We start from the raw sequence: 13,220 nt of genomic DNA, 5'->3' as shown, positions 1-13,220 counted from the left end.
TGGTGCGGTAACAAGACTCGCATGCCCGGCTGAGAGCCGAGGTGGGGAGAACCCGATTTCGGGTACGCCGTCCGGATCACCGAATCGCTGAACGAGGCTGGACACGAAGGGGCCTGCCACGTGTACGATTCACCCCGTCGCCGGGCGGCTCCCCCCGTGGCCGCCCGGCGCTCACCTCCTCTCCGGCCCCGGTGCGCGTTCTCCGGCCCCGGTGCGCGCCTACACTCCCCTGGTGACCGATCCCACCCCCGCAGGCGGGCCACCCGTCTGTTCGTCCCGGGGCTGCCGCGCGCCCGCCGTCTGGGCGCTGCGCTGGAACAATCCCCGGTTGCACACCCCCGAGCGGCGCAAGACCTGGCTCGCCTGCCCGGCCCACCGGGGCAGCCTCGGCGACTTCCTCGACGCCCGCGGGTTCCTCCGTGAGGTCACCGCGCTCCCCGGATCGCATACCCTCGAAGCGTGAACGCTGCCGAGCCACCCCAGTCCCCGGTGAGCGCCCTGGAACCCTGGCCGGACACGGTCCACTGGCAGCCCATCTCGACCGACCTGATCTGGGTCGAACTGCTCCGCCTGGCGATGGGCCTGGCGGTGCTGCTGGTCGGGTTGGCGCTGGGCTGGGCGTTCAGCGGGCACTGGCTGTTCGGGGCCGGCTGCGCCCTGGTGCTGCTCGGCGGCGCCTGGCGGGTGGTGACGATCGTCCGCGCCGTCCGCGCCTGGGGGTACGCCGAACGCGCCGACGACCTGCTGGTCCGGCACGGGCTGCTGGTCCGCCGGTTGTCCATCGTGCCGTACTCGCGGATGCAGTTCGTCGACGTCAGCGCGGGCCCGCTGGAACGCGCCTTCGATCTCGCCACCGTGCAGCTGCACACCGCCGCGGCGGCCACCGACGCCCGGGTGCCCGGCCTACGGCCGGCCGAAGCGGCCCGGCTCCGCGACCGGCTCACCGCCCTCGGTGAGGACCGGGCGGAGGGACTGTGACCGACGGTTCCCCCGGCCCCGGCGCACCCCACCCGACGCCCCCGGACGTCCCGGCGGCTCCGCCGGTCCCGGATGCGCCGCGGACGCCGCATCCGGCGGCTCCCGACTTCCCGGCGGCTCCCGACTTCCCGGCGGCTCCGGCCGCCCCGGCGGTGGGGACGGCCGGGCCGGCCGGTGCCGAGCCACGGCAACGGCTGCACCCGCTGAGCCCGGTGCTGCAGGGGGCGAAGTCCCTGGTCGTGGTGATCGCCGGGCTCTCCTGGTCGACGCTGTCCCGGGTCGGCTTCGGCTGGTTCGCGGTGCTGGTGGCGGTGCTCGCCCTCGGCGCGACGGTGCTGGCGGTGGTGAGCTGGTACAACACCGGCTACCACATCGTCGGGCGGGAACTGCGGGTGCACGAGGGGCTGCTGTGGCGGCGCACCCGGGCGATCCCGCTGGAACGGTTGCAGGCCGTGGAGGTGGTCCGCCCCCTGCTCGCGCAGCTCACCGGCCTGGCCGAGCTGCGCCTGGAGGTGGTCGGCGGCGGCAAGACCGAGGCGCCGCTGGCGTACCTCTCGGTCGCCGACGCGGCCCGGCTGCGGCACCGGCTGCTCGCCGTGGCCGCCGGCCTGCCCGACGGGGCGACCACCGGCCCCGCCCCGCAGGCGATGGGCGTCGCGCCGGCCGACGGGGACGCCGCCGGGCCGGCCGACCGGGAGCCGACCGGCCGGCCGCTGCACGCGGTGACGAACACCGACCTGCTGGTCAGCCAGTTGCTCACCCCGCAGGCGTTCCTGCTGCCGATCGGGGTGGCCTTCGTGGTGGCGCAGTTCCTCTCCGAGGGCTCCTGGTCGTTCATCGCGGTGGCCAGCACCCTGACCGCGATGGCCGGCGTGCTGCTGCAACCGGTCCGGCGGGTCCTCGACGACTGGAACTTCCGGCTGGCCCGCGAGGCCGACCGGCTGCGCATCCACAACGGCCTGCTGGAGACCCGGGTGCAGACCGTGCCGCTGGAGCGGGTGCAGACGGTCGGGGTGACCTGGCCGCTGCTCTGGCGGATGAAGGGGTGGCTGCGGCTGCGGCTGGAGGTCGCCGGCTACTCCGGCGGCGAGGCCGACGACCGTAACCGGCCCGACCGGCTGCTGCCCGTCGGCGACCTGACCGTCGGGGCGGCGATCGTCGACGAGGTGCTGCCGGGGGTGGCGCTGACCGCGCTGCCGCTGACGCCCCCGCCGGGCCGGGCCCGCTGGTTGCGCCCGCTCACCGCCCGGGTGCTCGGCGCGGGGCTGCACGAGCGGGTCTTCGCCGTCCGCTCCGGCCTGCTCACCCGCCAGTTGACGCTGGTGCCGTACGCCCGGATGCAGAGCGTACGGGTGGTGCAGGGGCCGGCGCAGCGCCGGTTGCGGCTGGCCACCGTACACGTCGACACGGCCGGCGGGTCGGGGGCCGCCGCGCACGACCGTGACCTGGCGCAGGCGTGGGCGCTCGCCGCTGAGCTGACGGCGCGGGCGCACGCCGCCCGCCGTGCCCGCTGATCAGCGTTCGGCGCTCCCGCCGACGGTGACCGGGGTGGGGGCGGATCCGCCGGGCGGCGGACCGTCGGCGGGGGCACCGCGCCGGGCGCGGCGGGCCCGCCAGGCCCGCTCGGCCAGCCCGACCACCAGGAACGTCATCCCCACGTACGCCCAGCCGACCAGGACGTCGATGACGTAGTGCTCGCCGCTGTAGACCAGCGTGAACGTCATCGCCAGCGGATAGGCCAGCAGCAGCGGCCACCAGCGGCGACGGGCCGAGCGCAGGAAGAACAGCACCACGAACAGCGCCCAGGCGGTGTGCAGCGAGGGCATCGCGGCGACCGGGTTGGAGGCGATCTGCCCGGCGTTGAGCAGGTTGCCCGCGCCGTGCATGCCGAACTCCTTCCACCCCCGGGTGGAGATCCGCGCGACCTCGCTCAGCAGGCCGTTCTGCGCCGCCCACCACGGCGGCGCGGCCGGGTAGGCGAAGTAGGTGACCAGGCCCGCCGCGCACAGGAAACCCCAGCGCCGCATGTACGCCGCCCAGCGTTCGCGGCTGCGCATCCAGAGCACGGCGGCGGCGGCCAGCGTCACCACGAAGTGGGAGAAGTAGACCCAGCTCACCAGCACGTCCCACCAGCGCACGTCGGGCCGGTAGAGGTGCTGCTGGAGCCAGACCGTCGGCACCTCGCCCCCGGTCGCCCAGCCGAACATCACCCGGTCGGCGACGATCAGTTCGTAGGCGTGCGGGGTGCGGCCGTTGTCGGCGAAGCCCCGGGACAGGTTGTAGACGGCGAGCAGCAGCACCACCGGGATCCAGTCCCGGGCGAACCGCAGGTGACTGCGCCACGGCCGGCCCCAGTTCCAGGCGATGGTGCCGGCCCAGATCCACAGGAAGGCGTACGCCGGGTCGGTCGGCAGGCCGATGGCCAGCCAGGTCACGACGAAGGCGACGGCCCAGACGGACATCGCTGTCACCCGCCGTCGCCCACCGACGGACGGGTCGGGGGTGTCGGTCGGGACGGGGGGCGGGGGCTCAGTCACAACGGCCATCGCGGTCAAGGTTAACGGTGGGCAACGCATCGACCACCGCCGACCACCGGTGCGCCGACGGGCGGGTGTCCCGGCCGGCCCGTCGTCCGGTCGGTCCCGGTGACCCCCCACTAGGCTGAGCGCATGCAGGAACAACCGGACGTCCCGTTCCCGCCGGGGCTGACCGCCCGGGTCGAACTGACCGTCACCGAGGCCGACACCGCGGCGGCCGTCGGCTCCGGTGACGTGCCGGTGCTGGCCACCCCCCGGGTGCTGGCCCTCGCCGAGGCGGCCACGGTGGCCGCGACGGCCCCCGGGATGCCCGCCGGGAGCACCACGGTCGGGGTCCGGGTGGAGCTTGCGCACCTGGCCGCCACTCCCGTCGGGCGGACGGTGGTGGCGCACGCCCGGCTGGTCGAGGCCGACGGCCGGCGGCTGCTGTTCACGGTGACGGTGACCGACGGTGACACCACGGTGGCGTCGGGGCGGGTGGAACGGGCACTGGTCGACCGGCAGCGTTTCGTGGCACGGGCGGTGCGGGCGTCGTGACGTTCCGGTTCACGGCGGTCGCCGACGGGGTCCACGTGCTGCGCGAGCCGCTGCTCGACGTCAACGTCACGCTGGTGGTCGGTGACGGCGCGGCGCTGCTGGTGGACACCCTGTCCACCGCCGGGCAGGCCGCCGCGCTGGCGGACGCCGCGCGGGCGGTCACCCCGTACCCGTGGACGCTGGTCAACACCCACCACCACTTCGACCACTGCTTCGGCAACGCGACGCTCGCCGCCGACCCGCCCCGCCCGGTGTACGCCCACGAGGTGGCCGCCGCCGCCCTGCGTGACCGGCCGGACCGGCTGCGCCGGGCGGCGTACGAGGAGATGCGCGGGACACAGCCGGAGCTGGCCGCCGAACTGGCCGAGACGACCCTGCTGGCCCCGACCCACACCGTGCACACCGAGACGGTGCTGGACCTCGGGGGCCGGCGGGTGGTGCTGCGGCACCCGGGGCACGGGCACACCGACGCGGATCTGGTGGTGCACGTGCCGGACGCCGACGTGCTGGTCGCCGGGGACCTGGTGGAGCAGTCCGGGCCGCCGGCCTTCGAGGAGTCGTACCCGTTGCAGTGGCCGGACGCGGTGGCCGACCTGCTGCGGATGACCACGCCCGGCACGGTGGTGGTGCCGGGCCACGGCACGCCGGTGGACGTGGCGTTCGTCCGGGCCCAGCACGCCCGGCTGGTCGAGCTGGCCTGGCTGATCCGGGCCGCGCACACGGGCGGGGCCCCGCCGGAGCGGGTGGCCGCCGACTCCCCGTTCGGCGCGCGTCCCGGTCTCGTCGCCGCCCGCCGGGGTTACCGGGAACTCGACGGCACCCCCTGAGCCGCCGGCCGTCGCGGGCGGCCCGGACGGGCCGGCACCGCGCCGGGCACGACCGGCCGACCCGGGCGGCCCGGCGACCGGGTGACGCTCAGTCGGCGAAGCGACGGCGGACCGCCTCCCGGGTGGGCATGGCGACCGCCCCGCCGGGCGACTCGCAGACCAGGCCGGCGACCCGCAGCGCGAACGCGACCCGCCCGTGCCAGTCGGCCGGGGTGCCCGGCTCGCCGTCGGCCAGCAGGTCGGCGACGAGCGCGGCCATCACCGAGTCACCTGCGCCGGTGGCGTCCACGGCGTGCACCGTCGGGGCGGGCACCCGGACCGGGTCGGGGCCGGCGGCGACCAGCGCGCCGTCCGCGCCGAGAGTCACCACCACCGTGCCCGCGCCCACCTCCCGCAGGTACGCGGCGACCCCCTCGACCGGCTCGTCGGGCCAGAGCAGGGCGGCGTCGGCGCTGCTGAGCTTCACCAGGTGCGCCCCGGCGGCGAACTCCACCACCACCTCCCGCAGCGCGGCCAGCTCCGCCGGGCCGGCCAGCAGGCGGGGCCGGACGTTGGGGTCGAAGACCCGCAGGCCGGGCGCGAGCGACCAGGCCCGCCGGGCGGCGGCGAGCGTCGGGGGGCTCAGCAGCACGATCGAGCCGCAGTAGAGCACGTCCGCGCCCTCGACCAGCGCCACGTCCAGGTCGTCGGCGGTGAGCAGGCCGTACGACGGTGGCTCGCCGTAGAACCGGAAGTCCGGCTCGGCCCCGGTGTGGGTGGTAACCGCCAGCGTGGTGGGTGCGGCCACGGTGACCGCGCCGGTCAGCCCGACTGCGGCGTCGGCCAGGAAGGCACGGATGCGACCGGCGAGCACGTCGTCGCCGAGGGAGCCGACGAACTCGGCGGTGCCGCCGAGCCGGGCCACCCCGACGGCGACGTTGAGCGGGCCGCCGCCGATCGCCTGCCGGAACACCGGCCCGCCCCCGCACTCGGCGTCCAGCAGGTCGATCAGCGCCTCGCCGAGCACCACCGCGTATCCCATGTCGCCTCCCGACGCCTCGTCGTCCGGCTACCAGGCTGGCACAACGGCCCACGCCGATCGGGGCCGGCCGGGCACCCCGGCCACATCCATCGAGCAGCGGCTATTGCAGGGTTCGTCCGGACGTGATGGTATTGGGGTGCCGGGCCGGCGCGGAGGGCTGCCGCACCCGTCCGGTGATCAGCTGGGGCTCGACGCGAGAGGCACCGGTCCGTGGGCACGGACCGTCGGCGGCACACGCCTGTCGGCCCCGCGGGGCCACCGGCCGAGCCGCGATCGACGCATCCCCCACCCTCGTGCGGGGCGGGCGCTCGCGCCACCCCGCAGATCAGGAGAAGCTCGTGCTCCGTTCCCGTACGGCCGCGTTGTTCACCGCGGCCGCCACCCTCGCCTTCGGGGCCGTGGCCCTGACGGTGCAGGCCGAACCGGCCGCCGCGCACGGCACGCCGATCGTCCCCGGCAGCCGGACGTACCTGTGCTGGCAGGACGGCCTGACCACCACCGGCGAGATCAGGCCGAACAACCCGGCCTGTTCCGCCGCGGTCGCCCAGAGCGGCACCAACTCCCTCTACAACTGGTTCAGCGTGCTCCGCTCGGACGCCGGGGGCCGCACCGTCGGGTTCATCCCCGACGGCAAGCTGTGCAGCGGCGGCAACACCGGTTTCGCCGGGTACGACCTGGCCCGCACCGACTGGCCGCTGACCCACCTGACGTCCGGCGCACGGCTGGACTTCAAGTACAGCAACTGGGCCCACCACCCGGGCACCTTCTACTTCTACGTCACGAAGGACAGCTGGAGCCCGACCCGGCCGCTGGCCTGGAGCGACCTGGAGGAGCCGTTCCTCACGGTGACCAACCCGCCCCAGCAGGGCGCGTCGGGCACCAACGACGGGCACTACTACTTCAGCGGGAACCTGCCGTCGGGCAAGTCCGGCCGGCACATCATCTACTCCCGCTGGGTGCGCTCGGACAGCCAGGAGAACTTCTTCGGCTGCTCGGACGTCACCTTCGACGGTGGCAACGGTCAGGTGACCGGGGTCGGCAGCGGCAACAACCCGACCACTCCGCCGCCCACCACCACGCCCCCGCCGACCACCACCCCGCCCCCGACCACCACGCCGCCGCCGACCACCACCCCGCCGCCGCCGACCACGACCCCGCCGCCGGGCAACAGCGACTGCATGGCGGTCTACAAGGTGGTCAGCGCCTGGTCCGGCGGGTTCCAGGGTGAGGTCACCATCATGAACCACAGCACCCGCACCTACGGGGGCTGGGCGGCGAGCTGGACCTGGCCCAACGGTCAGGTGATCTCGCAGGTCTGGAACGGCACGCTGAGCACCAGCGGGTCGACGGTGACCGTCACCAACGCCGCGTACAACGGCTCGATCGCACCGGAGAAGACGACCACGTTCGGCTTCACGGCCAGCAGCACCGGCACCAACGGACTGCCGACGGTCTCCTGCTCCGGCCGGTGACCCGACGCTGAACGCACACACCGCAGGCCCCCACCCGTCGGGTGGGGGCCTGCGGTCCGTCCGGGGTCCGGTGTGCCGTCGCGTCGGTGCCGACGGGACCGGCCGGGATCAGCGGACCATGCTGCCGACCACCGGCTTGGTGAGCAGCGCCGACTGGTTGCGCTGGATGCCCGGGTCGAGGGTCTTGGCCACGAAGATGGCATGCCAGATGCAGAAGATCAGCACCGTCCACACCTTCCGGGAGTTGTCCGCCTCCTCGCGCTTGTGCTCCTCCAGCAGCCGCATCGCGTACGACAGGTCGATCAGGTCGCCCGCGCCGGAGGTGGCCAGCACGTGCCGGGCCCACTCGTACATCTCGCCGCGCAGCCAGACCCGGGTCGGGGTGGGAAAGCCCAGCTTCCTGCGGTTGACGATGGCCGGCGGCACGACGCCCTGCAACGCCTGGCGCATGGCGTACTTGGTGGCGTCGGAGCGGGGCGGCAGCTTCAGGTCGACCGGGATGGTCGACGCCACGTCGAAGACCATCCGGTCCAGGAACGGCACCCGCACCTCCAGCGAGTGCGACATGGAGATCCGGTCGGCCTTGACCAGGATGTCGCCGCGCAGCCAGGTGTACAGGTCGACGTACTGCATCTTGGTGACGTCGTCGAGTTCGGTGCACTCGGCGTAGATCGGGGCGGTGACGTCGGTGTAGCGCACCGACGGGTCGTAGCGGCGCAGCAGGTGCCGCTTCTCCTCCTCGGTGAACATCCGGGCGTTGCCGTAGTAGCGCTGCTCGATCGGGGTGGTGCCGCGCTCCAGGAAGCTCTTGCCCTTGACCCCCTGCGGGATCGCCTTGGAGACCGCCCGCAGGCCCTTCTGCACCCCGCCGGGCAGGCCGTTGACGGTGCCCAGGGAGAGCGGCTCGCGGTAGATGGTGTAGCCGCCGAAGAACTCGTCGGCCCCCTCGCCGGAGAGCACCACCGTGACGTGCTCGGCGGCCTTCTTGGCCACGAAGTACAGCGGGACCAGCGCCGGGTCGGCCACCGGGTCGTCCAGGTGCCAGATGATCTTCGGCAGCGCCTCGATCATGTCCTGCGGCCCGATCTTGGTGGCGATCGTGGTCACGTCGAGGTGCCGGGCCGAGTCCTGGGCCACGTCGATCTCGGAGTAGCCGGGCACGTCGTAGCCGACGGTGAAGGTGAGGATGTTGGGGTTGAACTCGCGGGCCAGGGCCACCACGGCGGTGGAGTCGATGCCGCTGGACAGGAACGAGCCGACCGGCACGTCGGAGCGCATGTGCATCCGGACGCTCTCCCGCAGCGTCTCCCGGATCTCGTGGTAGAGCCGCTGCTCGTCGGCGACCGGGGCGGGCCGGAACACCGGCCGGTACCAGCGCCGCACGTCCAACCGGCCCCCCGGCGACCAGGTGAGGTACTCCCCGGAGCCGATCCGGCTGATCCCCTGGTGCAGGGTGCCGGGCTCGGGGACGTACTGGAGGGTCAGGTAGTGGCTGAGGTTGGCGGTGTCGATGCCGGCGTCACCCTGGTAGTAGGAGTGCGCGAAGGGCAGCAGCGCCTTCTTCTCGGAGGCGAGGTAGAGCCCGTCGGCGGTCTCCAGGTAGTGCAGCGGCTTGATGCCGAAGTAGTCCCGCGCGCCGAACGCCCGGCGCTCCTGCCGGTCCCAGATGACGAAGGCGAACATGCCGCGCAGCCGGGTGAGCACCTGCTCGCCCCAGTAGTGGTAGCCGGCGACGATGACCTCGCCGTCCCCGGCGGTGGCGAACTGGGCGCCGAAGGTGCGGACCAGCTCCTCGCGCAGCTCGATGTAGTTGTAGATCTCGCCGTTGAAGGTCAGCAGGTAGCGACCGCCCGCGTAGGGCAGCGGCTCGTGGCTGGACGCCACGTCGATGATGGCCAGCCGCTTGTGCGCGAACACCCCGTCGGCGTAGTGGCCGGTGGCGTCGCCGACCACCTCGACCCCTGTCTCGTCCGGTCCGCGGTGGTGCAGGCATTCCAACGCCCCCGCGATGTTGTCGCGGTGGGCGGCGGCGTTGCCGTTCGCGCTGAAGAAGGCCAGGAGTCCGCACATGGCCGACATCTTTCCACGCGACGCAATCCGCCCGCGCGGCACCGCAGGCTCTGTCCCCCTCCCCACGGCACGATCCGCCGCGCCCGGCCCCGGGCCCCGGACAGCGTCGAGTCACCCGGACGGGGTCGGGCCGGCGGGACGTCGGGTGCGGGACCGCAGGCACCCCGTCCGGGCGGAGCCGGAGTACCGTCTGGACGAGCGACGAGGCGAAGGGAGCCGACATGGCCGAGGAACGGACGGACGGCAAGCCGGCGGATGGCACCGAATCGCACGATCCGGACTTTCCGGAGGCGTTCCTGTCCTTCATGCGGCAGGGCTGGCGGGACACCAGCCTGCCGGTCGGCCCCCGACCGGAGGTCCCGCACCACGCCAAGCGGCGGGCCGCCCTGTCCGCGGCCTTCCCGGGCGAGACGCTGGTCATCCCCACCGGCACCGAGAAGGTACGCGCCAACGACACCGACCACCCGTTCCGGCCGGGCAGCGACTTCGCCTACCTGACCGGCGACCACGAACCGGACAGCGTCCTGGTGCTGCGGCCCAACGGCTCGGGGCACGACGCGACGCTGTTCATGCGTCCCCGGTCCTCCCGGGAGACCGACGAGTTCTTCCGCAGCCGGCACGGCGAGCTGTGGGTGGGCCGCCGGCACACCCTGGTCGAGAAGTCCACCGAGCTGGGCCTGGCCACCGAGGACCTGTCCGCGCTGGACGGGGCGCTGGCCCGGATGGCGCCGGGGCGGACCCGGGTGCTGCGCGGCTTCGACCAGCGGGTCGACGCGGCGGTGCGTCCGTGGGACGGCCCCCGGGAGGAGGGGCAGCCGGGCCGGGACCGGGAGCTGGCGATCGCGATCGCCGAGCTGAAGCTGGTCAAGGACGAGTGGGAGGTCGCCCAGCTCCAGGAGGCGGTCGACGCCACCGTCCGCGGTTTCGAGGACGTGGCCCGTGCGCTGCCGGCCGACCGGGGCGTCTCCGAGCGGCTGCTGGAGGGGATCTTCGCGCTGCGGGCCCGGCACGACGGCAACGACGTCGGCTACGGCTCGATCGTCGGCGCGGGCGAGCACGCGACGATCCTGCACTGGGTGCACAACCACGGCGCGACCCGCCCGGGTGAGCTGCTGCTGATGGACATGGGCGTGGAGAACCGCAACCTCTACACCGCCGACGTGACCCGGGTGCTGCCGGTCGACGGCCGGTTCACCCCGCTGCAACGCCAGGTCTACGACGCGGTGTACGCCGCGCAGCAGGCCGGCATCGACGCGATCCGCCCGGGGGTCGCGTTCCGGGACGTGCACCTGACCTCGATGCGGGTGCTCGCCGAGGCGTTGAAGGATCTCGGTCTGCTCCCGGTGAGCGTCGACGAGGCGATGGACCCGGCCTCCACGGTCTACCGGCGGTGGACCCTGCACGGCACCAGCCACATGCTCGGCATCGACGTGCACGACTGCTCGAACGCCCGCAAGGAGAAGTACCGCGACGGTGCGCTGGGCGAGGGCTACGTGCTCACCGTCGAGCCGGGCCTGTACTTCCAGCCGGAGGACGAGCTGGTCCCCGAGGAGCTGCGCGGCATCGGTGTCCGGATCGAGGACGACATCCTGGTCACCGCGACCGGTTCGGTGAACCTGTCGGCGGGTCTGCCCCGCCGCTCGGACGAGGTGGAGACCTGGCTGGCCGAGCAGCGTGAGGCGGGTCCGCGCCTGCCTGGCTGACCTCCGCACCCACCGCGACGGCCCCGCCGTCGGACGCGTCCCGCCCCTCGGCGGACGCCTCCGGCGGCGGGGCCGTCGTCGTTTCCTGCCCACCAGGCCCGCAGCTGCCCACCGTCGCGGCGCTCCCGCGCGGATCACACCACGGAGGGGCTGATCGTCCCCAGGGTCACCGACCGCCGGAACGTGTAAACAAGGCGGGCTTTCTTCGGGTTTGACCTCATAGCGAGGAACCTTCTCATACCGTGGGTTTCGGGAGCTACAACCGATTTGTAGCAGGGGACGTCCGCTCAGGCGCGGCGACCCTGTCTGGTACGAGGAGAGGGCAGAGAGCTCCGATGTCCAACTACCTAACGAACAACGAAGCCTCCGCGCGGGCGACGGGGAGCAGGAGCCGTCGCAAGCTCTGGCTCGCCAGTGGCGTCGCCGGGTTGACAGGTGTGGTCAGTCTCGCCGCGGTGGGCGTCGCCGGCAGCGCCGGGGCGGTCGGGGTGAGCGGACTGAAGTGGAACACCACTCAGCAGGTCACCAAGGACGGCGACCAGGGCCGCGGCGACGAGGGTCGTGGCGACGAGGGCCCGGACCGTGGCGACAAGGACGACCACGACGGTAAGGACCGCGAGCGGGGGAAGGAGGTGCCCTGCGACACCGACCGGCTCATCCAGGCCATCGTCTTCGCCAACAGCCGCGACGGCGGTGTGCTGGACCTGGCCAAGGGCTGCACCTACAACCTGACCCGCAACCAGGACGGCAACGGCCTGCCGGTGATCACCCAGGACATCACCCTGCGGGGTGAGCACACCACGATCACCCGGGACGCCACCGCCGACTACTTCCGGATCCTCAACGTGGGTCCGGGCGGTCACCTGAGCCTCAAGGGCCTGACCATCAAGGGTGGGCAGACCATCGAGGCGTTGCAGCCGGTCTCCCCGGCAGCGGTGTGGGGGGCCTACTCGGACTCCCAGGCGATCGCCGCCCAGGTCAAGGCCGGCACCCCGCTGGCCCAGGCGCTCGCCGCCCGCAAGGCGAACCCGAAGGCCGGCCTGAAGGCCGCGCCGAAGGCCGCCCGCAAGGCCGCGGTGAAGGCCGCGCCGAGCGCGAAGGCCAAGCCGGGCAAGGCCACCACGCTGGTCGAGGAGCCGGGCGTCAACGACGGCGCCGGCATCCTGGTGCAGCCGGGTGGCACCGCCAACCTGTTCGACACCTCGGTCGTGCTGAACCAGTCCGGCGGCAACGGCGGCGGGCTGGCCAACTTCGGCACCACGTCGCTGCGGCACACCGAGGTCGCCCACAACACCGCCTTCTTCTTCGGCGGGGGCATCTTCAACGCCGGCCTGCTCCAGGTCGACGAGTCCACGATCACCGACAACACCGCCATCGTCGGTGGCGGCGGCATCTCCAACGGCGCCGCGGAGATCTTCACCGAGGACGTCGACGGCGGCACCGTCCTGATCGAGAAGTCCAAGATCACCGACAACGAGACGCTCGGCTTCGGCGGTGGCGTGCTCGACATCGGCGGCAACACCACCGTGCGCTACACCGAACTGCTGTCGAACACCGCGGTGCTCGCCGGTGGCGGTCTCGCGGTGGCGGACGCCCAGGTCAACGTCGACAACTCGACGGTGGCCAAGAACAGCACCGCCGGTGTCGGCGGCGGCGTGGCCGTCGCGTTCGACAGCGCGGTCACCATCGAGAAGAGCCACCTGAAGGAGAACACCGCCGGCTTCTTCGGCGGCGGGCTGTTCAACGCGGACAGCGTCACCACGGTGCGCGAGTCCGAGGTCGTCGCCAACCGGGCCCTCGGTCCGATCGGCGTCGGCGGCGGCATCTTCAACATCTTCGGCGAGGTCAACCTCAGCCGGACGAAGGTCGTCAACAACTTCGCGACCCTCGCCCCCGGCGGCGTGTTCACCTTCGAGGGCGTGGTGAACGTGGACGACAAGTCCGCGATCGTCGCGAACCGTCCGACCAACTGCCTGGCCATCCCGGGCGACACCATCCCGAACTGCTTCGGCTGAGCACCCTCGGGTGACGTGCGGCCGGTGACGGCGGCACACCGGGCAGGACGCGCACCGGCC

At 73.2% G+C, this 13,220-nt stretch carries 11 protein-coding genes; 8 read left to right on the top strand and 3 right to left on the bottom strand.

The window, feature by feature from the left end:
* Window positions 1–232 precede the first annotated feature (232 nt).
* From B5D80_RS21165 to B5D80_RS21155, 3 genes are read left to right on the top strand one after another with little or no spacing between them, the layout of a single operon-like run.
* A complete protein-coding gene (locus tag B5D80_RS21165; protein WP_088645658.1) occupies window positions 233–463 on the top strand; it encodes a hypothetical protein in 231 nt (76 codons plus the stop codon).
* Window positions 460–978, top strand: coding sequence for a PH domain-containing protein (locus B5D80_RS21160; protein WP_245854839.1), 519 nt, complete (start codon window positions 460–462; stop codon window positions 976–978). Before B5D80_RS21165 ends, B5D80_RS21160 begins: the two co-directional genes overlap by 4 nt.
* Entirely contained in the window at window positions 975–2,492 is a 1,518-nt protein-coding gene (locus B5D80_RS21155) for a PH domain-containing protein (RefSeq protein WP_425437226.1), read from the top strand. The genes B5D80_RS21160 and B5D80_RS21155 overlap by 4 nt, the downstream gene beginning before the upstream one ends.
* Here the strand turns inward: B5D80_RS21155 and B5D80_RS21150 are convergent, their stop codons facing one another.
* Window positions 2,493–3,524 (bottom strand): phosphatase PAP2 family protein, encoded by a 1,032-nt coding sequence (locus tag B5D80_RS21150; protein ID WP_088645655.1) that lies wholly within the window; start codon window positions 3,522–3,524, stop codon window positions 2,493–2,495. It abuts the gene before it with no gap.
* A gap of 123 nt (window positions 3,525–3,647) precedes the next feature.
* Here B5D80_RS21150 and B5D80_RS21145 point away from each other — a divergent pair, with 123 nt between their 5' ends.
* Both B5D80_RS21145 and B5D80_RS21140 read left to right on the top strand, forming a co-directional pair.
* Window positions 3,648–4,052, top strand: coding sequence for a thioesterase family protein (locus B5D80_RS21145; RefSeq protein WP_088645654.1), 405 nt, complete (start codon window positions 3,648–3,650; stop codon window positions 4,050–4,052).
* The gene (locus tag B5D80_RS21140) at window positions 4,049–4,879 is read left to right on the top strand and encodes an MBL fold metallo-hydrolase (RefSeq protein WP_088645653.1); all 831 of its coding nucleotides are present in this window, start codon (window positions 4,049–4,051) and stop codon (window positions 4,877–4,879) included. The genes B5D80_RS21145 and B5D80_RS21140 overlap by 4 nt, the downstream gene beginning before the upstream one ends.
* 88 nt (window positions 4,880–4,967) lie before the next feature.
* On the opposite strand, the gene B5D80_RS21135 is transcribed toward B5D80_RS21140, so the two are convergent.
* Window positions 4,968–5,900 carry a carbohydrate kinase family protein gene (locus B5D80_RS21135; protein ID WP_088645652.1) on the bottom strand — a complete coding sequence of 311 codons (933 nt, stop codon included), beginning with the start codon at window positions 5,898–5,900 and terminating at the stop codon, window positions 4,968–4,970.
* A gap of 338 nt (window positions 5,901–6,238) precedes the next feature.
* Here B5D80_RS21135 and B5D80_RS21130 point away from each other — a divergent pair, with 338 nt between their 5' ends.
* Window positions 6,239–7,372, top strand: a complete 1,134-nt coding sequence (locus B5D80_RS21130) for a lytic polysaccharide monooxygenase auxiliary activity family 9 protein (protein WP_088645651.1) — start codon at window positions 6,239–6,241, stop codon at window positions 7,370–7,372.
* A 108-nt stretch (window positions 7,373–7,480) separates the two neighbouring features.
* Here B5D80_RS21130 and asnB read toward each other — a convergent pair whose 3' ends face one another.
* A complete protein-coding gene (gene asnB, locus B5D80_RS21125; RefSeq protein ID WP_088645650.1) occupies window positions 7,481–9,442 on the bottom strand; it encodes an asparagine synthase (glutamine-hydrolyzing) in 1,962 nt (653 codons plus the stop codon).
* A gap of 221 nt (window positions 9,443–9,663) precedes the next feature.
* On the opposite strand from asnB, the gene B5D80_RS21120 reads away from it, so the two are divergent.
* Window positions 9,664–11,145 (top strand): aminopeptidase P family protein, encoded by a 1,482-nt coding sequence (locus tag B5D80_RS21120; RefSeq protein ID WP_088645649.1) that lies wholly within the window; start codon window positions 9,664–9,666, stop codon window positions 11,143–11,145.
* Between the two features lie 335 nt (window positions 11,146–11,480).
* Window positions 11,481–13,160 carry a hypothetical protein gene (locus B5D80_RS21115; RefSeq protein ID WP_088645648.1) on the top strand — a complete coding sequence of 560 codons (1,680 nt, stop codon included), beginning with the start codon at window positions 11,481–11,483 and terminating at the stop codon, window positions 13,158–13,160.
* Window positions 13,161–13,220: the final 60 nt, after the last annotated feature.

Source organism: Micromonospora wenchangensis (assembly GCF_002210435.1).
GTDB lineage: Bacteria > Actinomycetota > Actinomycetes > Mycobacteriales > Micromonosporaceae > Micromonospora > Micromonospora wenchangensis.
This window is presented reverse-complemented; position numbering and strand designations above follow the sequence as displayed.